Source organism: Kribbella sp. NPDC050470, assembly GCF_044458365.1.
Lineage (GTDB): Bacteria > Actinomycetota > Actinomycetes > Propionibacteriales > Kribbellaceae > Kribbella.
Genome location: NZ_JBITHV010000015.1, coordinates 21,169 through 45,110, shown reverse-complemented (window position 1 = coordinate 45,110; position 23,942 = coordinate 21,169). Strand labels below are relative to the sequence as shown.

Below are 23,942 nucleotides of genomic sequence, written 5' to 3'. Positions count from 1 at the left end.
TGGACTGGGCGGGGGTCAGTCGTGGGGCGGTGCGTGCCTCACTGCACGCACCCAGCGGACCTTAGCGCTGCGTGAGGTCGACCGGAAGCCGACCTCACGCCCGCGTTATGACTTTGTGCTGCAGTTCCCAGACTCTGCGTTCATCGAGCGGCGAAGTGGTCCTGTACCTGAACCGCGCTGAGCGCGTACGGGTAGACCGCTGCCTCGTCGATCCCCATGCCGGTCTGGGGCGCCCCGCCACCCGGCCAGCTGTTGGTGTTGTCGTACCCCACCCGCCACCAGCCGTAGTACAGCGACGCCTGGCCGACGCTCGCGCTGCCGGCCAACGCGCCGTCGACGTAGAGCTTCATGGCGCCGTTGTCGAAGGTGCCGACCACGTGGTGCCACAGGCCGTCGTTCTTGCCCGACGTGCTGGTCAGCGTGCGCTGCGAGCCGTCGTTGACGCCGAACACGATCGTGCCGTTCGTGCGCATGTACAGCATCCGGTCCCCGCCGCCACCGCTGCTGGTGGTCTTGGAGTTGCCGAAGCCGATGATCCGGCCGCCGCGGTTGAACCCGCTCTGCTTGACCCAGGCCTCGACGGTGAACTGCTGCGGCATGCTGTACGCCTTCTCGCCGGCCATCCGGCCGCCGCTCGAGCTCGTCGTCATCGCCGTGTTGCCCGCGATCGCCCCGGCGGTGCCCAGCGTCACCCCGGTGTACGTGCCGTTGTTGCTCTGACCCGAGGAGTCGACCGAGGCCGTCGCACCGGCCGGCTCGCCCAGCCGCCAGTACGCCTGCGGGCCGTCGGCGTTGATGATCTGGTCGTACGACGTCGCAGGCGCCGAGGCGACCGTGACCGGGTCGGAGTAGTTGCCGCGGATCGTCGTACTGCCGTCGGTCACCTCGACGCGGTAGTTCGTCACCTCGCCCGGTGCCGACGAGGTGTCGGTGAAGTGCAGCCACGGCCGGTCCCACGGGGTCGACTTGGCGGTCACGGTGGCGATCGTGGTGTTGCTGAACCCCTTCAGCAGCCGGTATGTCAGCGTGCTGTCGTCGTTGTCGACCACGGTCGGGAAGTGGATCTGCACCACTCCCGGCTGGACGCTGTACGGGAGCAGCTTGGCCGGCTTGGCAGGCGCGGCACCCGGGGCCGCGTTGGTGAACCGGGTCAGGCCCTGCTGGCCGACGCCGTTCGTGGTGGTGAAGTCGCCGCCGACCCAGAGGTCGTTGCCGCCGGACGCGAAGGCGAGAGGGCCGACCTCGGTGGGCGGTCCGGCGTTCGTGTTCGGGAACCAGGGGCCGAGCGTGCCGTCGGACAGGTTCTGGGTCAGCAGGAAGCGGTAGCCGAAGCCCTGCGGGAAGCCGCCGGCGCCCTGGTTCACGCAGTCGTGCGCGTGCGAGCCCTTGTAGAGCCAGCCGTTGACGACCTTGACCGTCTCGGTGGCGCCCAGGCACTGGTTCTTCCACTTCAGCGTGTTGGTGGCGATGTCGACCGCCCAGGTGCCGTCGAAGCACCCGCCGCCGTCCCCGCCGTTGCCGAAGTACACGGTGTCGCCGCTGGTGTCGATCGCCTTGACCCGGGTGGTGCAGGAGCCGTTCGGCGGCGGTACGGCGGACGCGCCGGGGAACGGCAGGACGCCGCCGGACAGCGGGTCCAGGCTCGACACGGTGTTCTGGTTCGTGCCGTTGACCGTGCTGAACTGGCCGCCCGCGTACACCTTGGAGCCGTCGTCGGCGACGTCCACGGCGTACACGTCGCCGTTCACGGCCGGGGCCCACGGCAACAAGGTGCCGGCGTCCGCGGTGACCGCGGCCAGCCGGAGCCGCTCGATGTTGTTGACCAGGCCGAACGAGCCGCCGAAGTAGACGGTGCCGCCGGCAACCGAGATGGTCTTCACCCGGTAGGAGACCGAGGGCTTCCAGTTCGTCACCAGCGCGCCGGTGGCAGTTTCGAAGGCGGCGATCCGGTTCCGGGTGACGCCGTTGACGGTGGTGAAGTCACCGCCGATGAAGATCCGCGAGCCGTCCGCGCTGGCGGCCACCGCGTACACCTGGCCGTTGAGAACCGGGGTGAACGCCGTGACCAGGTCACCGGTGGTCTCGTCGAAGGCGGCCAGGTAGGCCTGCGCGACCTCGTTCGTCCCGGCTGCGGCGCCCGGCGGACGGACGCTGGTGAACCGGCCCCCGGCGTACACCTTGCCGTCCGCGACAGCGATCCCCTGCACGCTCGCGTTGGTCTGCCAGGTCGGGCTCTCGGCCGCCGACAACGAGGCCTCGATACTCTGCGCGGGCGGTGCCAGCACCAGCACCAGCGACCCGGCGATGAGAGCGCCCACGACCCCCAGACGCGCGAACAGCCATCTCTTCTTCATGCTGCGGTGTCCCCCTCGGACAGGCGCGATCGCCGCGCCGCATCGACTCTCCGGACTGCCCCCGGAGATCCCCGAGAAGAGAGTAGGCCACAGACAGAGATGGTTTGGCCACCCCGCGCCCACGGCCCGGGTCTGCCTATATCCTGGGTCGCTGGCTCGAAGGGAATGGGGTACGGATGGAACCGGGCACCGTGGTCTGGCGGGAGACCGCGCAGTCACTGCTGCGGCAGAAGTGGCTGATCATCGGCTGCATCCTGCTCGGACTCGTCGGCGCCTCGGTGTTCGCGTTGTCCCAGACCGAGCGCTGGACCGCGTCCAGCCAGTTGGTCATCGGCCCCGCCGTACCGCCCGCCTTGGTCGGGAAGCTGCCCAGCAGCGCGGACAAGACCGGCCCGCTCGGCATGGACCTGCCGGCCGAGACCCAGGCCCGGGTGATGGCCAGCCCGACCCTGCTGCGCAGCGTCGCCAAGTCGCTCGGGCTGCCGACCACCGACCGGACCGTCCAGGACCTGGCCGCGGTCACCCGGGTCAAGGCGGTCACCGACAACGCGTACCTCGTCACCACGGACGGCCCGACCTCCTCCGAGGCGGTACGGCGCGCCAACGCCATCGCGGCCATCTACCTCAAGCAGCGCAACGACGAGGCCAAGTCCCTGCTGACCACGCTGGCCAGCCAGGCGCAGGACCGATCGAAGACCGCCACCCAGCAGTCCCGGAGCCTGGTCAGCCAGATCGACGAAGCCGTCCAGCGAGGCGACTCGCAGACCGCGGCCGCGCTCCGCGACCAGCGCGTCGGGCTGGCGACCGAGGCCCGCCAGGCGGCCGACGACGCGGCCGCGATGCTCAAGGCGCTGACCGCAGTCGGCGCCGGCAGCGAGCTGGTCACTCCGGCCACCACGGACACCGCGACCGCGTCGCCGATGGTTGCGCGGGACGTGTTGGTCGGCGGCATTCTCGGCCTGGTGCTCGGCTTCGGCCTGGCGCTGCTGCGGTCGCACCTGACGCCGTACATCCTGACTCGTGACCAAGCGGCCCGCGCGGCGAGCTCGCCGGTGATCGCGGCGTCCGAGGGCAACCGGCGCCGGTTGTGGCACCGGGAAGCTCCCGAGCTACCGCAGTACGAGATCACCGCGCTCGGGGCCGAGGCGAGCGGCGCGCTCGCCCGCCGCGAGCTGAACCCGCGCGCCTTTGCCGGCGGCGGTCCCGGTGCGCTGCTTGTCGTCTCCGCCTCACCGACGCCGAACTCGGCCGGGATCGCGCTCGCGATGGCCGAGGCGAACGCGCGGGACGGTCGCGAAACCCTGCTGATCCTGGCCGACGTCGAAGGTACGCCGGTTCTCCCGCACGTGACCGGGCACGAGGGGCTCACCGACCTGGTGCACGAGCCGGCCGCGACCCGCGCGATCCGGGCGCGGAAACTGTTCCGTCCGGGCACGGTCGCCGACCTCTACGTGCTGCCGCCGGGCCTGAACCACGAGGAGACGGCCGAGGCTGTCGGGCCGTCGCTGGTGCCGGGCATCGTCGCGGACCTACCGCCCGGGTACTCCGTGGTCATCCACGGTCCGGCCGCGGTCGGACGGCACGGCATCACGCCGCTGGCCGCCGCGGTCGACGCGTCGGTGCTGGTGGTGCAGGTCGGTCATGACAAGGAGATGGATGTCGCCCGGCTGACCGGCGCTCTGCAGTTCGCTGGGGCTCCGGTGCTGGGCGTCGTACTGATCGGCGCCTCGGCGCATGACGAGACGCTGGGTATCCCGCTGAACTTCAAGCCGGTCGAGTCGGCCGCTCCACCGATCCGCTGACCGTGTCGACGTACCAGCTGGCTCGGCCGGTGCCGGGGACCGTTGACGAGGTCCAGAAGCCGGCCTGGTTCTGGCTGATGCTGTGGTGCCTGTTCGTGCTCGGCGTCCAGCCGTGGTCGTCGCGAGTGGCCGCTCCGCAGGGCACGACCGGCTCGACGAACAGCCTGATGAAGGGGCTGCTGCTGGGAGCGATCTTCCTGATCGCGCTGGCGGCGACCAAGCCGGGGTTCCGGACGCGGGTCAATCCGACCAGCAGTCTGTACGTGCTGTACGTGATGTTCGCGACCGCGACCGCGTTCCTGCTGGCCGAGCCGACCGGGCCGTTGATGCGGCTGGCCCGGTTCCTGATCGGGCTGGTGCTGGTCTTCCTGCTGTGGCGGCCGCTCGTGCAGGTCCCGGAGCGGTTGATCCGGGCCCATCTGTGGGCGCACCTGTTGCTTGCGTCAACGGTCGTGCTGAGTCTGGCGTACGCACCGAGCCAGGCCTGGCGGCCGTTGAGCTCGCTCGGGACCGGGTACCGCCTGCAGGGTGTCATCATCCCGATGCTGCCGCCGCGGGTCGGCGAGGTCGGGGCGATCCTGCTCGGGCTCGCGCTGATCGGGTTCATCTGCAAGAAGCTCTCGTTCGTGCCGGCCGCCGGACTGATCGGGATGGGCGTCGTCCTGGTCGCGGCGAGCCGGACCCGGACCTCGGCGGCGGCGATCGCGTTCGGGCTTGTGCTCGCGCTGATCCTGACAAGAAAGACGTGGTTCGGTCGGTTCGTGAGCCTCGCGGTGCCGGCGCTGGTCGGGATCGCGTTCCTGACGATCGGGTCACTGCATACCTGGCTGCTGCGCGGGCAGGGGACGCGGCAGATCAGCTCACTCAGTGGCCGGACCACCAGCTGGCAGGCAGTGCTGGACGAGAAGGTGTCGCTGCAGACGGCGATCATCGGTCACGGCCTCGGCAACAAGCGGGTGCTGCTGCGGCGCGGTGAGGGCGACATCGACGTGATGGCGATCGACAACAGCTGGCTCGGCCTCTACTGGGAGACCGGCCTGGCCGCGGTCACGATCGTCGCCATCGCGCTGATCGTCGCCTGGGTGGCGGTCCTGCGCGCGCCCACGCCGTACGTGAAAGCCTGCGGCGCCCTTCTGCTCGGCTACATCACCGCCGCCTCCCTCAACGAAAGCGGCCTGTCCGACCTCAGCTCGATGACCCTCCACCTCCTGGTCGCCGCCGCCGTCTGCGACGCCGACCGAATCCGCCACCGAGCCAGACAGGCGGCCGCCGCTCAGCGATAAGCAGGCTCGATCGCCCGAGCCAGCATCACCACGGGAATCGGCTTGGCGGCGGTCACGTCCTCGGCTGTCCACTTACCCGTCAGCGTCGGCGGGACCCGCTCGCACAGGCTGTTCGAGCCGCAGCGTAGCCGGTCTGGTCAGGTGGTGACGGAGTCCTGGTCGAAGCCGGCTTCTTGCCATTCGGGCCAGGTCATGGTTTTGCCTTGGTAGGCGAAGCGGTTGCCGGTGAGCTGGTAGCTGTTGCGGCGGAAAGTGACGGCGCCGGGTTTGGTGGGGGAGCGCTTGTTCTCGACGACGCCGGTGCTGGCGGTGGCGTTGTCCATCACGACCAGGTTGCCTTCGATGACGACGTCGGCCAGGACGTAGGTGCCGCGCGGGCCGTCGCCGCGGGTGCGGGACTGGATCGAGATGCCGTTGCGGTTGCTCTTCACCAGGTTGCCGCTGACCTGCACGCCGGCCGAGGTGTTCACGTTGATCCCGCCGCCGTCCCACAGGCTCCCGCCGGACCCGCGGCCGGTGCCGAAGCCGTTGCCCTCGACCACGTTCTGGTCGATCACCGCCTGGTAGCTGATCTCGTACCGGATCCCGTCCGCGGCGTTGGCCCGGATCCGGTTGCCGGTGATCCGCCGGTCGTACTCGGCGATGTCGCTCCACATCCCGATGCCGCGGTTGGCCACGATGTCGTTCCCGGACACATCACCCGAGGACCGGGTGGACTTGATCCCGCCGGACTCCCAGTCGGCGATCCAGAACCCGTCGGTGTTGTTCCGGGTGACCAGGTTCCTGGTGATCCGGACCCCGGCCGACTTGTACTGCCCGATCCCGAGCTGGCCGTTGTCGGCGACCGTGTTCCCGCTCAGCTCGGCCCGGTCGCCCTCGATCACCATGATCCCGACCGCGTGGTTCCAGCGGACCTCGTTCGCGGTGACCTTCCAGCCCGGGCCGACCTGCAGCGCGCCACCTTGCGGCCGGCTGGCGAAGTGCTCGATGGTCAGCCCGCTGACCGTCACGTTCCTCGCCGACTTCTCGATCGCGGTCGGCGTCCGAGACATCTCGACCACCCGGCCGTCCGGATCCTCGGCGACGTACACGGCGTTGCTCGAGTAGTCGCCGTAGAACGTTCCCGGCTTCAGCTCGTCCAGACTCATCACCCGGGTCAGGTGCTTGCCGTCGACAAACACCTGCTCACCGCGCTGGCACGGCTTGGTCTTGTCGTCCTCGCACTGTCCTTTGAGCTCGTACGGCGCCGGCAGCACCCCACGCACCACCCACCGGTCGCCGTCCCGCTTCCACCCGTCCAGCTGCACAGATCCGGTTAGTACGACGCCAGCGCCGCCACCCAACGTGTCGCCGGTCCGCGGCCGGATCGCCCGGCTGATCCGATGCACGCCCTTGGCGAAGCAGAACGTCGTCCCGGAAGGCTGCCCGTCGATGACCTGCTGCGGATCGGCTCCGACCGGAATCGCAGTACCCCGGCAGGGCATCGCCGTACCAGGGCCGGTCGGACCGAGCGCCGCGGCGGCCGCAGCCGGGGGAGCGGTCGGCACTGTCACGGTCGGCGTCGCGGCTGAGGTCGTCGGCGATGGTGCGCCCGAGTCGTCCGAGCAGCCGGCCAGCAACAACAGCAGCACGGCACCACCGGCCGTGACAGCACGACGCCTCATCCACGTTCCTTCACAGCTGCCCCCGGCCAACAGATCTGCTGGAGACTACCGGCAGGAGGGGCGACGCACGTCAGCCGAGGTAGGTGTCTCGCGCGAGGTTGTAGGCGAGGTCCTGGGCGACCCGGAAGGCGTCGTCCTCATCCAAGCGGTGCTGGACGACCAGGTTGGCCAGGTACCCGGCGTCGATGCGGCGCGCGAGGTCGTGCCGCGCGGGGATCGACAGGAAGGCCCGCGTGTCGTCGACGAAGCCGGACGTGTTGTAGAACCCGGCGGTCTCGGTGACGAGCTCGCGGAACCGCCGCATCCCGTCCGGGCTGTCGAGGAACCACCACGGCGCCCCGAGCCGCACCGCGGAGTACACACCGGCCAGCGGCGCCAGCTCCCGCGAGTACACCGTCTCGTCGACCGTGAACAGCACCATCCCGAAGTTCGGCGAGTGCCCGAACCGCTCGAGCAGCGGCTGCAACGACCGGGTGAACTCGGCCGCCACCGGGATGTCGTGCCCCTTGTCCGGGCCGTACGTCGAGTGGATCGCCGGATCGTGGTCCCGCAGCACGCCCGGGTGCAGCTGCATCACCAGCCCGTCCTCGGCCGACATCACCGCCGACTGGTACAGCATGTGCCCGGCGAACGCACTCGCGTCCACCGCCGAGACCTCACCCTTCAACGCGGCAGCGTAGATCCGCGACGCCTCGTCGTCCGACAGCGGAATCGCGGCCGCGCTCAGGTGCCCGTGGTCGGTCGCCCGCGCACCCGCCTCCACGAACGCCTGCCGACGCTGACGGATCGCCTGCAGATAACCCCCGTACGTCGAGGTGTCGACGTCGGCCAGCGCGCCGAGCTGCTCGATCAGGTCACGCCAGTCCGGCCGGTCCAGGTGTACGACGGCATCCGGCCGGAAGGTCGGGATCACCCGGCCGGGCAGGTCCGCAGCGAGCTTCGCGTGCTCGGCCAGGTCGTCGGTGGCGGCGTCGGTCGTGGAGATCAGCTCGATCGCGAACCGGTCGAGCAGCGCCCGCGGCCGGAAGTCGGGCTCGGCGAGCCGCGCGGAGATCTGGTCGTACAGCTCGTCGGCGGTCTCGGCCGACGGGTGCGTGGTGACGCCGAGGACCTCGGCGAACTCGTGCTCCAGCCAGTACCGGCTCGGGGTGGCCAGGAAGAGGTGCCAGTTCGCGCAGAACTCGCGCCAGATCTCCCGCGGGTCCGCGGCCGGGGCGCCGTCGCGGCGGGGCAGGCCGAGCCGCTCGGGGGAGATGCCCTGCGAGATCAGCATCCGGGTGACGTAGTGGTCCGGGACGACCAGGAGCTCGGCCGGGTTGCCGAACGGCGCGTCGGTGGCGAACAGCGAGATGTCGACGTGCCCGTGCAGGCAGAGCAGCGGCAGGTCCTTCGTCGACGCGTGGATCCGCCGGGCGATGTCACGTGCCTCGCCGGCGGGCAGTGCGCGGTCCGGATGAGGCTGCAGTGCCTTCGGCATGGGTCCTCCGGGAGGGGTCGGCTGCAACGGATGCTGCAAAGGATTGCAGTCGCCACCGACCTGACACAAGTCCTTGTCCACAAGGCGAATCCGAAGCGCTGCAAAAGTCCGTCAACGAAACCTTGACATGCTGCTGAAACCGATTGCAGACTCAGGCCTGACCCCGGGAGGAGGTGACCATGCCTGCGACGATCCGTGACGTCGCGCGGCTGGCGGGTGTGTCGCCGTCCACCGTGTCCCGTGCGCTGTCGATGCCGGAGATGGTCAACGCCGCCACCCGGGCCCGGGTCACGGCCGCGGTTGAGCAGCTCGGCTACCAGCCGAACCGGGCCGCCCGTGGGCTGATCACCGGCCGGACCGGCAACATCGGCCTGGTCGTGCCGGATCTTGCCAACCCGTTCTTCGCCAGCGTCGCCAAGGGCGTCCAGGCCCGCGCCCGGCGGTACGACGTGGCCGTCTTCGTCGCGGACACCGACGAGGACGCAGCGGCCGAGGTCGGTCTGGTCCGGGCGCTGGCCAAGCAGGTCGACGGGCTGATCCTGTGCTCACCCCGTGCGGGTGATGCCGACCTGTCCGCGATCGCCCAGGAGACGAACGTCGTACTGGTCAACCGCACGGCCGAGGGTGTGCCCGGTGTCATTTACGACAACGAGGGCGGCATGCAGCAGGCCGTCGCGCACCTGGTTGCGCTCGGCCACCGCCGGATCGCCTGGGTCGGCGGACCGGTCACCTCGTGGTCGACGCAGCACCGCAGCATCGGCCTGAGCAACGCCCTCTACGCCCACGGCGCCGAGCTGGCCAGGGTCGGCAGCTTCGCCCCGACGTACGAGGGCGGCATCGCGGCGGCCGACCAGGCCGTCGCCACCGGCGCCACCGCGGTGGTCGCCTACAACGACCTGGTCGCGATCGGGCTGCTGGCCCGGTTGCACGCCCGTGGGATCTCGGTGCCCGGCGACCTCAGCGTGGTCGGCATCGACGACATCGCCATGTCCCGGATGGCCAGGCCGTCCCTGACCACGGTCCGGCTGCCGAAGCAGGAGGCCGGCCGGATCGCGGTCGAGCTGCTGCTCGCGGTCCTCGACGACCCGGACCCCGACAGCGCCGTCGGCACCCGCGGGACGCTGCACGGCGAGCTCATCGTCCGGGAGTCCACCGGTCCAGCACCACACGCCTGATCCGACGATCAATCCCGGCCCCGTGCCGGGACCGCCCTTGATCCAGAGGAGACACCGCCGATGCCCATTCAGCGGAGGATGAGCAAACTCGCCGCCGTCAGCGCCATCGCCGTACTGGCCGCCTGCGGCGCACCTACCACCAACCAGCCGGCCGGCGAGAGCACCGGCGACGTCCCGGACAAGCCGGCGAAGGCGGTGACGCTGAACATCCTCGACGTGGCCGGCAACCTGCAGCTGACCCAGGGCATGATCGACGACTTCGTCCAGCAGCACTCCGACGTGATCTCGAAGGTCACCTACTCCAAGGCGCCCGCGCCGGAGCTGGCCGGCAAGATCAAGGCCCAGCAGAACGCGAACCGCGTCGACATCGACCTCGTCCTGACCGGCGTCGACGGCCTGGCCGCAGGTCGCGACCAGGGCCTGTGGACGGACCTGCTGCCCAAGTACGCCGACCGCGTCGCCGGCATGAAGGACTACCTCCCGCCCGCGCAGAAGATGCAGGAGCTGGCCGGCAACAGCGGCGTCACCGTCACCTACTACCCGTCCGGCCCGCTGCTGGAGTACCTGCCGGCCAAGGTCCCGTCGCCGCCGAAGACCGCCGCGGACCTGCTCGCCTACGCGAAGGCCAACAAGGGCAAGGTCATGTATGCGCGCCCGTCCAACTCCGGTCCCGGCCGCACGTTCCTGATGGGCTTGCCGTACATCCTCGGCGACAAGGACCCGAAGGACCCGGTCAACGGCTGGGACAAGACCTGGGCCTACCTCAAGGAGCTCAACCAGTACGTCGACTTCTACCCGTCCGGCACCGCGGACACGATGAAGGCACTGGCCAACGGCTCGGCCAACATCATCGCCAGTACGACGGGCTGGGACATCAACCCGCGAGTGCTCGGGACCGTGCCGAAGGAAGCCGCGATCGGCACCCTGGAAGGTTTCCACTGGGTCACCGACGCGCACTACGCCGTCGTACCGAAGGGTGTCTCGACCGACAAGCAGGCCGCGATCCTGCAGCTGCTGAACTTCATGCTCACCCCGGAGCAGCAGGCGAAGGCCTACGACAAGGGCTACTTCTACCCCGGTCCGGCGATCAAGGGTGTCGAGCTGTCGCAGGCGCCGCAGGACAGCCAGGACGCGATCTCCGAGTTCGGCCGGCCGGAGTACGACAAGCTCATCGCCGACCACCCGACCGAGGTGCCGCTGGACGCCAAGAGCCTGGTCGCGGCCTTCGACAAGTGGGACCGCGAGGTCGGCGGCAGCAAGGTGAAGAAGTCGTGAGTGGATTCGACCGGCTGCGGCTGGACGGGGTCGGCCGCCGGTTCGGTACGGCGGATGCCCTCGCCGGACTGGATCTGACGATCGAGCGGGGCGAGTTCATCGCCCTGCTCGGTCCGTCCGGCTGCGGCAAGTCGACCGCGCTGAACTGCCTGGCCGGCCTGCTGCCGCTCACCACCGGCAGCATCTGGCAGGACGAGAAGCGGATCGACACGCTGCCGCCGGAGAAGCGCGGCTTCGGCATGGTCTTCCAGAACTACGCGCTCTTCCCGCACCTGACCGTCCGCGACAACATCGCGTTCGGCCTGCGGATGCAGCGCCTGCCCAAGGACGCCGTACGGCGCCGCACGGCCGCGGCGATCGAGATGGTCCGGCTCGAGGAGCACGCCTCGAAGCTGCCCGGCCAGTTGTCCGGCGGTCAGCAGCAGCGGGTCGCGATCGCCCGGGCGACCGTGCTCGAGCCGTCGCTGGTGCTGATGGACGAGCCGCTCAGCAACCTGGACGCCAAGCTGCGGCTGGAGATGCGCACCGAGATCCGCCGCCTGCACCAGTCGCTCGGCCTGACCACGGTGTACGTCACGCACGACCAGGAGGAGGCGCTCAGCATGGCCGACCGCCTGGTCGTCATGCGCGCCGGCCGGGTGAAGCAGATCGGCACCCCCGAGGAGGTCCACACCAAGCCGTCCAGCTGGCACGTCGCCGACTTCATGGGCTACCGCAACCTGCTGACCGTGAAGGTCAAGGACGTGACCGGCGCCGGCGCTGCGATCGAGCTCGGCGGCACACCGGTCACCGGCGCGGCCCAGGCGACGGTCGCAGCCGGGGACGAGGTGATCGCGGCCGTGCGACCGGAAGACGTGAAGCTCGGCGACGAAGGCGTGAAAGGACTCGTCGAAGTGGTCGAGTACCAAGGCCGTGAGCGTGCCTTGGAGGTGGTGCTGGACGACGGCGTCCGGCTGCACGTCCGCACCGAACGCAAGGTCGACACGGGTGAACAGGTGGCCCTCACCGTCACACCCGGCCGACTCCTGGTCTACCCATCATGAGCGAGCGTAGCGAGCGAACAAAGGGCACAGCCGCAATCGCGCTCATGCCGGAGCCGAGCGCTAGCGAGGTAGAGGCATGAGCGCGACCACGAGCTGGCAGCACCGGCTGGCCGAGCGCGGCGTCGACCGCAAGCTCTGGTTGTTGCTGCCGGCCACGATCTTCGTGCTGCTGCTGTTCGTGTACCCGTTCCTCTACGGGCTGAGCCTGTCGTTCCAGCCGCTGAACGGCGGCGGCGTGCTCGCCAACTACCAGAAGTTCTTCGGCGACGCCTACCAGCGCGACACCATCATGACCACGCTGAAGATCGCGCTGCCCGCGGCCTTGCTGAACGTGCTGGCCGCCGTGCCGATCGCGTTCCGGATGCGGGGGAGGTTCCGCGGGAAGCGGCTGCTCACGACGCTGCTCGTCGTACCGATCACGCTCGGGACCGTGCTGACGGCGCAGGGGTTGCTGAACTACCTCGGCCCGACGGGCTGGTTCAACCGGGTGCTGACGTCGTTGCACCTCGTCGACGACCCGATCCGGCTGACGAACAACTACTGGGGTGTGTTCTTCTCGCTGATCATCACCGGGTTCCCGTTCGCGTTCCTGCTGGTGCTGTCGTACCTGAGCGGGATCGACCCGACCCTGGAGCGGGCGGCCGCGACCCTCGGCGCGTCCCGGTCGCAGCGGTTCCGGCGGATCACGCTGCCGCTGCTGGCGCCGGGGCTGGCCACGACGTTCCTGCTGACCTTCGTGCTCGCGTTCTCGGTCTTCCCGTCGGCGGTGCTGGTCGGTAACCCGGCCGGCTCGACCCGGGTGATCTCGCTGGCCGCGTACCAGGCAGCGTACGAGCAGTACGACTACGCCTACGCGTCGGCGATCGCGATGATCATGGGCGCGGTCGAGCTCGTGGTCGTGGTGATCGTGCTGCTCTGGCGGTCGCGGCTCTACACCGGATCGACGGGAGGCAAGGGATGAGCACCCGGGCGATCAGGGCGACACCGACCGCGTGGTTCATCTGGGCCGCGGTCATCTTCTTCTTCGTCAACCTGGCCGGCGTGGTCGGGTCGGTGCTGGTCAGCTCGTTCGGCAGGCGCTGGTTCGACACCTGGATCCCGGACGGTTTCACCAGCCAGTGGTACGGCGACGCGTGGCGCGAGTTCGGCCTGTTGCAGGTCATCTCGGTGACCCTGCTGGCGTCGGGGCTGGTCGTCGTACTGTCGGTTCTCGTCGGAGCGCCCGCGGCGTACGTGCTGGCCCGGCAGAGCTTCCCGGGGAAGCGGCTGGTGTATCTGACCTTCCTGCTGCCGATCCTGATGCCGCCGATCACCTACGGCATCCCGCTGGCGACGGTGCTCTACAAGTTCGGGTTCGCCGGGCACCTGTCCGGCGTGGTGCTGGCCAACCTGGTGCCGTCGGTGCCGTTCGTGATCCTGACGATGACGCCGTTCATCGAGCAGGTGGACCCGCGGATCGAGAGCGCGGCCCGGATGCTCGGCGCGAACACCCGGGCGATCTTCCTGAAGATCCTCGCGCCACTGCTCGTCCCGGGCCTGCTGGCGTCGGCGATCCTGGTGCTGGTGCGGACGGTCGGCATGTTCGAGCTGACCTTCCTGACCGCCGGGCCGGACTCGCAGACCCTGGTGGTGGCGCTCTACTACTCGATGTCGGCGGCCGGGATCCGTGCCCAGCAGTCGGTCGACGCGATGGCCGTCATGTACACGGCGATGATGCTGGTACTGCTGGTGGTGGCACTGCGCTTCGTGAACCCCACCCAGTTGGTGGCCCGTGTGAAGGAAGAACCATCGGAATGAAGGAGTACGTCGCTTGAGCAGGCTGAGTCTCACCAACCTTCCCGTCGCCCCCGCGGTCGATCCGCGGCAACTGTCGGTCGGCGTCGTCCACCTCGGGCTGGGCGCGTTCCACCGCGCGCACCAGGCGGTGGTCACCGAGCGGGCCGCCGTGGCCAGTGGGGACACCCGGTGGGGGATCGCCGGGGTGAGCCAGCGCTCGGCGAACGTCCGCGACCAGCTCGCACCCCAGGACGGTCTGTACGCCGTCCTCGAGCGCGGTCTCGGTGATCCGTCGGTCCAGGTGATCGGCAGCATCCGCGAGGTGCTGACCGCGCCCGAGGACCCGGAGGCCGTGGTCGCGCGGATCGCGGATCCGGCGGTGTCCGTGGTGACGCTGACGGTCACCGAGAAGGGCTACCGGGCCGCCGGGTCCGGGCTCGACCTGAACGATCCGGAGATCCAGGCCGACCTGACCGGCCGGCCGCCGCGGACAGTCGTCGGCCAGTTGGCCGCCGGGATCGCCCGCCGGGTCGAGCCGCTGACGATCGTGTCCTGCGACAACCTGGTCGCCAACGGCCCGTTCCTGCGCAAGCTCGTGCAGGAGTACTTCGAGGCGCTCGGCAAGGTACCGGAGTTGTTCGAGGCGACCCGGTTCCCGGCCAGCATGGTGGACCGGATCGTGCCGGCGACGACCGACGCGGACCGGGACGAGGCCGCCCGGCTGCTCGGCGTCCGCGACGAGGCCGTCGTGGTCGCGGAGCCGTTCCTGCAGTGGGTGATCGAGGACGACTTCGCCGGCGACCGCCCGGCCTGGGAGCTCGGGGGAGCGGTCCTCACCCAGGACGTCGCGCCGTGGGAGCAGGCCAAGCTCCGGATGCTCAACGCGACCCACTCGATGCTCGCCTACCTCGGCGCCCTCCGCGGCTACGAGACGATTGCCGAGGCGGTCCGCGACGACGAGCTCTCCGGCTTCGCACGGGCGCTGATGACCGAGGACGTCGTACCGACCCTGACGCCGCCCGACGGCCTGGACCTGACGTCGTACGGCGCCACCGTCCTCGAGCGGTTCGCGAATCCGACGCTGAAGCACCGGACGACGCAGGTCGCCATGGACGGGTCGGTCAAGCTGCCGGTCCGGATGCTCGGCACGGTCCGCGACCGCCTGGCCGCCGGCGCCGAGCCACGGGTGATCTCGCTCGCCGTCGCAGCCTGGATGGTCTACGTCCTGAAGACCCCGACCGTGGACGACCCGCAGGCCGACCGGCTGAAGGCGGCGTTGGCAGGCAAGTCCGAGCCGGCCGCCGTGGTCGACGCGTTGCTGGGCGTGGAGTCCGTGTTCACGCCGGAGCTGCGCGACTCACCGGTCTTCCGGGACCTGCTGGTCGAGCACGTCAGCGCACTACTTTCCCGACCCTGAAGGTGCTGCCTGCGTCCTGGCCGGTCTGCCGCCACTCGGCCGCCGTGAACCACTGGCCGGTCTTCTGGAACCGCTCGGCGGTCAGGCTGTCCAGGATGTAGGTGTTGGCCTTCAGCGTGACCTCGCCGGTCGGGATCACCGCGCCGGAGTTCTGCACCATGCCGGTCGCGGTGGTGCCGCCCTTCATGGTCACCTGGTTGCCGGAGACAACGATGTCGCGGAGCACGTTCAGCCCCCACGGGCCGGAGCCGCGAGTACGGGACTGGATCGAGATGCCGTTCACGTTGTTCGCGACCACGTTGTCGCGGACCTGGACGTTCGAGGAGGTGTTGACGTTGATGCCGCCGCCGTCCCACAGCGAGGTGCCGGACCCGCGCCCGGTGCCGAGGCCGTTGCCGGTGATCACGTTGTCCTCGATCACGCCGTTGCGGCCGATCTCGTAGCGGATCCCGTCGGCCGCGTTGTCGACGATCTGGTTCCCGTTGAACGTGCGGCCGTCGTCGTACGCGTCACTCCACAGGCCGACTCCGCGGTTCGCCTTGATCAGGTTGCCGGTCACCCAGCCGCCGTTGGACCAGGTGGTCTTGATCCCGCCGGACTCCCAGTCGGCGATCCAGAACCCGTCGGTGTTGTTGTAGCTCACCTCGTTGTTCGCGATCGTGCCGCGCAGCGTGCTGTACTGCCCGATGCCGAGCTGGCCGTTGTGGTGGATCAGGTTCTTCTCCAGTACGGCGCCGTCGGCGTTCACCAGCATCGCGCCGACCGCGTGGTTCCAGCGGATGTCGTTGGCGTACACCTTCCAGCCCAGCCCGAGCTGGATCGCACCTCCCTGCGGGGGCGTGGCGAAGTGCTCGATGGTCAGGCCGCGCACGGTCACGGTGCCCGCGCTGGACTGGATCGCCCGCTCGGTCCTCGACATCTCCACCTGACGCCCGGCCGGGTTGTCGCCCACGTACACCGCGTTCGCCGCGTAGTCGGCGTAGAAGGTGCCCGGGGCAACCTTGTCCCGAACGGCCACCCGGGTCAGGTGCTTGCCGTCCAGGAAGACCTGCTCACGCAGGTAGCAGATGTTCGCCACGTTGTCCTCGCACTGCCCGGTCTGCCCGTACGCGGGCGGGAGCACACCAGTGGTCACCCAGTCGCCGTTCGACGCGGTCCACCTGGTCAGCCGGACCGACCCGGTCAGTACGGCGCCTTGGTCGCTGGCGAGCACCTGGTCGGCCTTCGGGCGGATGGTCTGCGTGATCCGGTGCAGGCCGGCGGCGAAACAGAACGTCGTACCGTTCGGCGCTTCGTCGACGAGCCTGGCCGCGTCCTGGCCGGGCTTGATCGTGACACCGGCGCAGGTGGGCGCCTGGGACGGGCCGGCGGGCAGGGCCGAGGGCGTGGGCGGGGCAGGTTGCGTCGGCTCGTCGTCCGGGAGGAGGCCGGAGACCAGGTCCGGCTGGTCGTCGTCCAGGATGGGGGAGCTGCTCGCGGGCAGGACCGTGGCGGCGACCGTGAAGGTGCCTGCTGCAACGATCGCGAGAACGGCGCTTGATGCCTTCATTGCGGAGCCTCCGGGGGCACAGGTGGGTCCTGAGCGCACCCCCCATGGCGCGGCTTCGCACAGCAGACTACTACTTCAGGTAGTCACGTCAATACATTCCGGCAGAAAAGTTGCCGTGGGCCCCGGTCAGTTCGCCAGGAAGCTGCCGATCGTGTCCAGGCCGGCCTGCTTCCAGCCCGCCGCGGTCAGCTTGGCGCCGAACTTGGCGAACCGCTGCGCGCCGAGCGCGTCCAGCACGTACTTGTTGCCGCTGAAAACCACCTCGCCGGCCGGGACCTGGGCGCCGGAGTTCTGCACCATGCCGGTGGCCTGGGTGCCGCCGGTCATCTCGATGGTGTTCCCGGTGACCTCGACGTCGCGCAGCAGGTAGGTGCCCCACGGCCCGCTGCCGCGGGTCCGGGACTGGATGGTGACGCCGTTGACGTTGCCGGAGACAACGTTGTTCCGCACCGTCACGTTCGTCGAGGTGTTGACGTTGACGCCGCCGCCGTCCCACAGCGACGTGCCCGAGCCGCGGCCGGTGCCGAAGCCGTTGCCGCTGATCGTGTTGTTCTCGATCGTGCCGTTGCGGCTGATCTCGTAGCGGATCCCGTCGGCGGCGTTCCCGACGATCTGGTTGCCGCTGATCACCCGGCCGTCGTCGGCCACGTCGGCCCACATCCCGACACCCTTGTTCTGCTTGATCAGGTTGCCGCTGACCGTCCCGGACGACTTGGTCGACTTGATCCCGCCGGACTCCCAGTCGGCGATCCAGAACCCGTCGGTGTTGTTGCCGGTGATCACGTTGCGGGTCACGGTCGCCGCGGCCGAGGCGTACTGGCCGAGGCCGAGCTGTCCGTTGTTGCGGATCAGGTTCTTCTCGACCCGGGTGTTGTTCGCCTGCACCAGCATGACGCCGACCGCGTGGTTCCAGCGGACGTCGTTGGCGGTCACCTTCCAGCCCGGGCCGGAGACCAGCGCGCCGGCCTGCGGTGCGCTGGCGAAGTGCTCGATGGTCAGGCCGCGGACGACCACGCCGGTTGCGCCGGACTCGATCGCGGTCTTCGTCTTCGACATCTCGACCTCGTGTCCGGCCGGGTTGCTGCCCAGGAAGAGCGCGTTCGCCGCGTAGTCGGCGTAGAACGTGCCGGCCTTGACTGCGGCCAGGCTCGCGACCCGGGTCAGGTGGGTCCCGTCGACGAAGACCTGCTCGCGCAGGTGGCAGATGTTCGCCTTGTCGTCCTCACACTGCCCGCTCATCCCGTACGCCGCCGGCAGTGCGCCACGCACCACCCAGGCGGCCCCGGACTTGGTCCATCCGGTCAGCGGCACCGACCCGGTCAGTACGGCGCGGGCCGCGCTCGCCAGCGTGGTGTCCGCCTTCGGCCGGATCGTCTCGGTGATCCGGTGCAGGCCGGCCGCGAAGCAGAACGTCGTACCGGCGGGCTTGGAGTTCACGATCGACTGGGCGTTCTGGCCGGGCTTGATCACGACACCGCTGCACGGGCCCGCGACGGCCGGGCCGACGTCACCTTCGTCGGCGGCCGGGGCCTTCGTCGTCGTGGTTGTGGGCGTGGTGGTCGGCTTCGGCTTGGGGGACGCGGGCGGCGTCGCGGCCGGCTTCTTGGAGGGCGCTGCGGTGGCGGCCGACTTCGGCGGGATCTTGGCCGTAGGGGTCTTCGAGGTGCGGTGTGAGGGGAGGACGCCGGAGCTCACCGAGTCGGAGGCGGCGCGTGACTTCACGGCCTCTGTCGCGTTCTTCTGATTGGCGATGACCGGGAGCGCGACTGTAACAACGGTGAGCGCAGCCGCGATAAGCGCTGCGAACCACAGCTTCCTCAAATTGCACCCTCCGGGTGAGGCGGCCCTGGTCGATGTCAGTCCGGAACCAACCAGGTGTAGCCACCGCGAGACTTAAGGTAGTGCCATGCGGGTCGCCATGTTGCACAACCGTTACCGGACGGGTCAACCCAGCGGCGAGAACACCGTGGTCGCGCAAACGGTCGATTTGCTGGGTAACTCAGGACATGACGTCGACCTGTACGTGCGAAACAGCGACGATATCGCTGGGTTGGCCCGAAAAGATCGCGCACTGTTACCGTTCCGCTCCGTTTGGTCATATTCCGCAGAGCGCGATTTAACAGTTCTATTGCAGGAGCAGCGGCCCGACGTCGTGCACGTGCACAACACCTTCCCGCTGTTCAGTGCCTCGGTGCTCCGGGCGGCGCACCGGCTGAACCTCCCGGTGGTGGCGACCCTGCACAACTTCCGGCTGATGTGCGCCAACGCGGTCCTGCAGCGCGACGGGCGGCCGTGCGAATCCTGCATCGGCAAGATTCCGTGGTCCGGCGTCCGGCACGGCTGCTACCGCGAGTCCCGTGTGCAGACGTTGCCGCTGGCCACCAGCATCGGTGTTCACCACAAGCTCCGCACCTGGCAGCGGTACGTCACCACGTTGATCGCGCCGTCGGAGTTCGTCCGCGGCCGGTTTGTGGCCGGCGGCTACGACCCGGACCAGATCGTCGTGAAACCGCATGCGGTGCCGCACTCGGGCCTGGTGCGCGAGGGGCCGGGGGAGGCCGTGGTGTTCCTCGGCCGGCTGGTGGAGGACAAGGGGTTCGCGGATCTCCTGCAGGCGTGGGACTCCTCGCTCGGCACGCTGGTCGTGATCGGCGACGGTCCGCTGCGGGCCGAGGCGGAGGCGCGGGCGGCGCGGGACTCGTCGATTCAGGTGAAGGGTCAACTACCGTGGGCCGAGGGGATGGAACTCCTGCGATCCGCGCGCGTCGCCGTCGTACCGGCCCGTTCGTATGAGACGTTCGGTCTCGTGGTTGTGGAGGCCTTCGCGCACGGCGTACCGGTGGTCGCGTCCCGGCTGGGGGCGCTGGCGGAGCTGGTCGACGACGGCGAGACCGGGGCGCTGACCGAGCCGGGCGACCCGGAAGGGCTGCGGAAGGCGATCGGGTTGGTCGGCGATCCCGTCACTTCGGTAGCCTTCGGCGAACGGGCCCGACAGGTTTACCTCGACCGCTTCACCCCGGAGCGGGATCTCGTGGGCACGGAGAGGATCTACTCGGATGCGATCGCCCGGCACGCGGACAGCGGCCGGACTCGTCGCGGAGCAGGTGGGGGACGGTAGTTTGCTGGGGGAAAGTAGCGTGCCGCGGATCGGATTTCTGGCCGGGGTCTTCGACCTGTTCCACGTCGGGCACCTCGACGTGCTCGGACGCGCGCGGCAGGCGTGTGACCGGCTGGTGGTCGGCGTTCTGACCGACGACTGGGCGGTGGACGCCTGGGGTGCGCGCCCGTTCGTGCCGCTGGTCGAGCGGGCCCAGATCCTCGAGCACCTGCGTTGTGTCGATGAGGTCGTCGTGGTGGACGCCGTCCGGTCCGACTGGCTGACCGGCGTCCTGGGGGCGCAGACCGTGTTCGCCGCGGGCGGGACCGACGGGGTGCTCGGACCGGAAGAGCTCGACGGGATTCCGGCCGAGCTCGTCAGCGTGCTGCCGACCGGCCGCGCTTCCCGCAGCCCGATCCTGCGCGCCGCGATCGACCAGCGGCAGTCACGCAGTTCGGTCGCATGAGGGCGACTTCGCTGCGAGACGTCGTCGGGCAGCTCTCGCGCGCGCAGAAGCCGTCGGCCGGCACACCGGCGTACTCGCGGTTCGTGAACCGGCGGATCGGGCGGGTCTTCGCGGCCGCCGCCTTCCTGGGCGGCCGGACGCCGAACCAGGTCAGCCTCGCGTCCGGGTTCTGCTCGCTGGTGGGCATCGTGCTGGTCGCGACCGTCCGGCCGTCGGCGCCGCTCGCGCTCGCGGTGACCGCGTTGCTGGTGCTCGGGTACGGCCTCGACTCCGCCGACGGCCAGCTGGCCCGGCTGCGCGGTGGCGGGTCGCCACTGGGGGAGTGGCTCGACCACATGATCGACGCGGTCAAGATCGTCCTGCTGCACAGCGCCGTACTGATCTCGTTCTTCCGCTTCGATGCCTTCAGCAACGAGTTGGTGCTGCTGGTGCCGCTCGGCTACGTCTGCATGTCCTCGGTGCTGTTCTTCGGGCTGATCCTGATCGACCAGCTGCGCCGGCGGCACGGCGGCGCGCAGCAGCCCAACCAGCGCGGCGACTCCGTGGCCAAGTCGTTGCTCATCGCACCGACCGACTACGGCGTGCTGTGCCTGGTCTTCCTGACCTTCGCCTGGCCGGCGCTGTTCGCCGTCCTGTACGGCGCGCTGCTCGCGGCGAACCTGCTGTTCCTGGCCGCGGCGATCGCCAAGTGGTATCGGGAGATGGCCGTCCTCGGGGTGGCGCGCTGATGGGCGTGGTCGGGTATGCGCCCGGTGTGTACGACATGTTCCACATCGGTCACCTGAACATCCTGCGCCGGGCCCGCGAGCACTGTGACCACCTGATCGCCGGCGTGGTCGAGGACGACGTGGTGGCCCGGATCAAGGGCCGGCCGCCGGTGGTCCCGCACGACGAGCGGATGGAGGTCGTCCGGTCGCTCGGCCTGGTCGACGAGGTGGTCAGCGACTGGTCCAGCGACAAGTTCGAGATGTGGAAGCAGCTCCGGTACGACGTCCTGTTCAAAGGTGACGATTGGAAGGGCACCGAGAAGGGGAGAAGACTGGAAAGGCTGCTCGGCGAGGTCGGCGCCAGCGTGCACTACTTCCCGTACACCGCGTCGACCTCGAGCACGGACCTGCGCAGGCTCCTGGAGGGGATGGGCTGATGTCGACCCGGCCGAAGGTCCTGCTCAGCGCGTACGCGTGCCGGCCGAAGGGCGGGTCGGAGCCGGGTGCGGGCTGGGCCTGGGCGAAGGCTGCCGCCCGCGACCACGACGTCTGGCTGCTCACCCGCGGGAAGTTCGCGCACGAGATTGCCGAGGAGCTCGCGATCCGGCCGGTTCCGGCACTGACCGTCGTGCCGCTGGAGCTGCCGAAGTGGGTGCTCAAGCTGCGCCGCCGGCCGTCCGACGTGTACTGGTACTACCCGTTGTGGCAGCGGCTGGCCCGGCAGACCGCGCGGCGGCTGCACGCGGAGCACTCGTTCGATGTCATCCACCACCTGACCTTCGCGGTCGACTGGATGGCGGCCGGGGTGGTGGAACCGTCGTCGGCCAAGGTGATCTGGGGCCCGGTCGGCGGATCGACCACGGCGCCGCTGTCGATGGCGCACTGGCTCGGGCCGCGCGGTCTGATGGCGGAGCTGGTACGGCGGACCTACACCGGCATCCGGCGCCACCTGACCGGGCGCAAGCACGCCCAGAACGCTGACCTGATGGTTGCCCAGAACAACGATGTGGCCGAGGTGTTCGGCAAGTACGCGCGGGAGGTCGTGGTCCAGCCGAACGTCGCGATCAGCCGATTCACCGCGTCCGGGCCGTACGAGCCCTTCGGTGGTCCGGGCGTCAAGACGGCGTTGTTCGTCGGGCGGCTGATCCCGTGGAAGGGTGTGCTGCTCGGGATCAGCGCGCTGGCGCGGCCGGAGGCGGCGAACTGGGAGCTGCGGATCATCGGCGACGGGCCGGACTGGGGGCGTGCTGAGCGGCTCGCGTTGGAGCTTGGAGTCCGCGATCGGGTCGAGTTCATGGGGCAGTTGCCGCGCGAGGACGTGCTGGCTGCGATGTTCCGCGCCGACGCCCTGCTCGCTCCCGCGCTGCGTGAGGCGGCGGGCTGGGCGGTGACCGAGGCGTTGGCGTCCGGCTGCCCGGTCGTGTGTGTCGAACGCGGCGGGCCGGCGGTCATCGTCGGCCCGGGCGAGGGCGTCGCCGTCTCCTGGCGCGGCGACGTGGTGGGTGAGCTCGCCCGCGGCCTCGCATCACTCCAAGGCCGCATCACCCCAGTAGACCGCTGGGGCCCCGACCGCCTCCCCGACCTCCTCGCAGCCTGGTACACCCCCGCCCGCGTCTCCCACTAGTCCCGTGCGGTTTTGCCGGGGAGGGCGAGCATGCGGTCGAGGGCTAGTTTGGCGTACTTCTCGGTGTCGGGGTCGACCTTGATCGGGTTGACCACGTGGCCGGCGAGGAGGTTCTCCAGCGCCCACACGAAGTGCGGTAGGTCGATCCGGTTCATGGTGGCGCAGTAGCAGACCGCCTTGTCCAGGAACACGATGTTCTTGTCGGTGTGCTGCTTCGCCAGCCGCTGCACCAGGTTCAGCTCGGTGCCGACCGCCCACGACGTACCGGGCTCGGCCTTCTCGAGGGTGTTGATGATGTACTCCGTCGAGCCGACCAGGTCGGCCTTGGTGACGACCTCGTGCCGGCACTCGGGGTGCACGATCACGTTGACGCCGGGGATCCGCGCCCGTACGTCGTCGACCGAGCCAGCTGTGAACCGGCCGTGCACCGAGCAGTGCCCGCGCCACAGGATCATCTTCGCGGCCTTGAGCTGCTCGACGGTGAGCCCGCCGCCCGGCTTGTGCGGGTCGTACACCACGCAGTCGTCCAGGCTCATGCCCATCTTCAGTACGGCGGTGTTGCGGCCCAGATGCTGGTCGGGCAGGAACAACACCTTCTCGCCCTGCTCGAACGCCCACTCGAGCGCGGTGTCGGCGTTGCTCGACGTACAGACCGCGCCGCCGTTGCGGCCGCAGAACGCCTTGATGTCGGCGCTGGAGTTCATGTACGTGACCGGTACGGTCACGTCCGCGACACCCGCGTCGGCGAGCGCGTCCCAGGCTGCCTCGACCTGCTGGATCCGGGCCATGTCCGCCATCGAGCAACCGGCCGCGAGGTCCGGCAGGATCACGGTCTGCTGGTCGTTGGTGAGGATGTCGGCCGACTCGGCCATGAAGTGCACACCGCAGAAGACGATGTACGGCGCGTCCGGCCGGGCCGCCGCGTCGCGGGCGAGCTTGAACGAGTCACCGGTGACGTCGGCGAACTGGATCACCTCGTCGCGCTGGTAGTGGTGACCGAGCACGAACACCTGGTCACCGAGCGCCGCCTTCGCCTTCAGCGCCCGCTCGACCAGGTCCGGGTCGGAGGCCGGCGGCAACGCGCCCGGGCACTCGACACCCCGCTCCGAGTGCGGGTCGGTGTTCTGTCCCAGGAACAGCAGGGGAAGAGCCTTCGGGCCGTCCGCAGTAGTCGTCACGTCAAACATCGTGCCATGCCGCACTGCCGGGATCCCGTGGCGCACGTCACTGCTC

General features: G+C 69.6%; 19 protein-coding genes. 13 read left to right on the top strand and 6 right to left on the bottom strand.

Annotated features, from left to right (window positions below; genetic code table 11):
- Positions 1 to 140: 140 nt before the first annotated feature.
- Positions 141 to 2,354, bottom strand: a complete 2,214-nt coding sequence (locus tag ACIBGM_RS38880) for a LamG-like jellyroll fold domain-containing protein (protein ID WP_396388397.1) — start codon at positions 2,352 to 2,354, stop codon at positions 141 to 143.
- Between the two features lie 176 nt (positions 2,355 to 2,530).
- Here ACIBGM_RS38880 and ACIBGM_RS38875 point away from each other — a divergent pair, with 176 nt between their 5' ends.
- Both ACIBGM_RS38875 and ACIBGM_RS38870 read left to right on the top strand, forming a co-directional pair.
- Positions 2,531 to 4,156: a Wzz/FepE/Etk N-terminal domain-containing protein gene (locus ACIBGM_RS38875; protein ID WP_360536921.1), complete on the top strand. Its 1,626-nt coding sequence runs from the start codon at positions 2,531 to 2,533 to the stop codon at positions 4,154 to 4,156.
- Between the two features lie 2 nt (positions 4,157 to 4,158).
- Entirely contained in the window at positions 4,159 to 5,439 is a 1,281-nt protein-coding gene (locus ACIBGM_RS38870; RefSeq protein WP_396388396.1) for an O-antigen ligase family protein, read from the top strand.
- Positions 5,440 to 5,576: 137 nt separating this feature from the next.
- Here the strand turns inward: ACIBGM_RS38870 and ACIBGM_RS38865 are convergent, their stop codons facing one another.
- Positions 5,577 to 7,103 carry a right-handed parallel beta-helix repeat-containing protein gene (locus tag ACIBGM_RS38865; RefSeq protein ID WP_396388395.1) on the bottom strand — a complete coding sequence of 509 codons (1,527 nt, stop codon included), beginning with the start codon at positions 7,101 to 7,103 and terminating at the stop codon, positions 5,577 to 5,579.
- A 70-nt stretch (positions 7,104 to 7,173) separates the two neighbouring features.
- Positions 7,174 to 8,580 carry a glucuronate isomerase gene (gene uxaC / locus ACIBGM_RS38860; RefSeq protein ID WP_360536915.1) on the bottom strand — a complete coding sequence of 469 codons (1,407 nt, stop codon included), beginning with the start codon at positions 8,578 to 8,580 and terminating at the stop codon, positions 7,174 to 7,176.
- Positions 8,581 to 8,759: 179 nt separating this feature from the next.
- Between uxaC and ACIBGM_RS38855 the strand changes: the two genes are divergently transcribed.
- The 6 genes from ACIBGM_RS38855 (at position 8,760) to ACIBGM_RS38830 (ending at position 15,266) form a co-directional block, all read left to right on the top strand.
- Positions 8,760 to 9,755 (top strand): LacI family DNA-binding transcriptional regulator, encoded by a 996-nt coding sequence (locus tag ACIBGM_RS38855; RefSeq protein ID WP_396388393.1) that lies wholly within the window; start codon positions 8,760 to 8,762, stop codon positions 9,753 to 9,755.
- A 60-nt stretch (positions 9,756 to 9,815) separates the two neighbouring features.
- Positions 9,816 to 11,030 carry an extracellular solute-binding protein gene (locus ACIBGM_RS38850; protein WP_360536911.1) on the top strand — a complete coding sequence of 405 codons (1,215 nt, stop codon included), beginning with the start codon at positions 9,816 to 9,818 and terminating at the stop codon, positions 11,028 to 11,030.
- Positions 11,027 to 12,073 (top strand): ABC transporter ATP-binding protein, encoded by a 1,047-nt coding sequence (locus tag ACIBGM_RS38845; RefSeq protein WP_396388392.1) that lies wholly within the window; start codon positions 11,027 to 11,029, stop codon positions 12,071 to 12,073. Before ACIBGM_RS38850 ends, ACIBGM_RS38845 begins: the two co-directional genes overlap by 4 nt.
- A 76-nt stretch (positions 12,074 to 12,149) precedes the next feature.
- A complete protein-coding gene (locus tag ACIBGM_RS38840; protein WP_396388391.1) occupies positions 12,150 to 13,034 on the top strand; it encodes an ABC transporter permease in 885 nt (294 codons plus the stop codon).
- Positions 13,031 to 13,870, top strand: a complete 840-nt coding sequence (locus ACIBGM_RS38835) for an ABC transporter permease (protein ID WP_396388390.1) — start codon at positions 13,031 to 13,033, stop codon at positions 13,868 to 13,870. The genes ACIBGM_RS38840 and ACIBGM_RS38835 overlap by 4 nt, the downstream gene beginning before the upstream one ends.
- 13 nt (positions 13,871 to 13,883) lie before the next feature.
- A complete protein-coding gene (locus ACIBGM_RS38830; protein ID WP_396388389.1) occupies positions 13,884 to 15,266 on the top strand; it encodes a mannitol dehydrogenase family protein in 1,383 nt (460 codons plus the stop codon).
- On the opposite strand, the gene ACIBGM_RS38825 is transcribed toward ACIBGM_RS38830, so the two are convergent.
- A complete protein-coding gene (locus ACIBGM_RS38825; RefSeq protein WP_360536901.1) occupies positions 15,241 to 16,815 on the bottom strand; it encodes a right-handed parallel beta-helix repeat-containing protein in 1,575 nt (524 codons plus the stop codon). The genes ACIBGM_RS38830 and ACIBGM_RS38825 overlap by 26 nt on opposite strands.
- A gap of 126 nt (positions 16,816 to 16,941) precedes the next feature.
- A complete protein-coding gene (locus ACIBGM_RS38820) occupies positions 16,942 to 18,537 on the bottom strand; it encodes a right-handed parallel beta-helix repeat-containing protein (RefSeq protein ID WP_360536899.1) in 1,596 nt (531 codons plus the stop codon).
- A 184-nt stretch (positions 18,538 to 18,721) separates the two neighbouring features.
- On the opposite strand from ACIBGM_RS38820, the gene ACIBGM_RS38815 reads away from it, so the two are divergent.
- From ACIBGM_RS38815 to ACIBGM_RS38795, 5 genes are read left to right on the top strand one after another with little or no spacing between them, the layout of a single operon-like run.
- On the top strand, positions 18,722 to 19,933 hold the full coding sequence (locus ACIBGM_RS38815; protein WP_396388388.1) for a glycosyltransferase: 1,212 nt from the start codon (positions 18,722 to 18,724) through the stop codon (positions 19,931 to 19,933).
- 19 nt (positions 19,934 to 19,952) lie between these two features.
- The gene (locus ACIBGM_RS38810) at positions 19,953 to 20,378 is read left to right on the top strand and encodes an adenylyltransferase/cytidyltransferase family protein (protein WP_360536895.1); all 426 of its coding nucleotides are present in this window, start codon (positions 19,953 to 19,955) and stop codon (positions 20,376 to 20,378) included.
- Positions 20,375 to 21,106 carry a CDP-alcohol phosphatidyltransferase family protein gene (locus tag ACIBGM_RS38805; RefSeq protein ID WP_360536893.1) on the top strand — a complete coding sequence of 244 codons (732 nt, stop codon included), beginning with the start codon at positions 20,375 to 20,377 and terminating at the stop codon, positions 21,104 to 21,106. Before ACIBGM_RS38810 ends, ACIBGM_RS38805 begins: the two co-directional genes overlap by 4 nt.
- Positions 21,106 to 21,522 (top strand): adenylyltransferase/cytidyltransferase family protein, encoded by a 417-nt coding sequence (locus ACIBGM_RS38800; protein ID WP_396388387.1) that lies wholly within the window; start codon positions 21,106 to 21,108, stop codon positions 21,520 to 21,522. The genes ACIBGM_RS38805 and ACIBGM_RS38800 overlap by 1 nt, the downstream gene beginning before the upstream one ends.
- Positions 21,522 to 22,709, top strand: coding sequence for a glycosyltransferase family 4 protein (locus ACIBGM_RS38795; RefSeq protein WP_360536889.1), 1,188 nt, complete (start codon positions 21,522 to 21,524; stop codon positions 22,707 to 22,709). The genes ACIBGM_RS38800 and ACIBGM_RS38795 overlap by 1 nt, the downstream gene beginning before the upstream one ends.
- Here ACIBGM_RS38795 and nadA read toward each other — a convergent pair.
- On the bottom strand, positions 22,706 to 23,896 hold the full coding sequence (nadA, locus tag ACIBGM_RS38790) for a quinolinate synthase NadA (protein WP_360536887.1): 1,191 nt from the start codon (positions 23,894 to 23,896) through the stop codon (positions 22,706 to 22,708). The two genes, ACIBGM_RS38795 and nadA, sit on opposite strands and share 4 nt — an antisense overlap.
- Between the last annotated feature and the right edge of the window lie 46 nt (positions 23,897 to 23,942).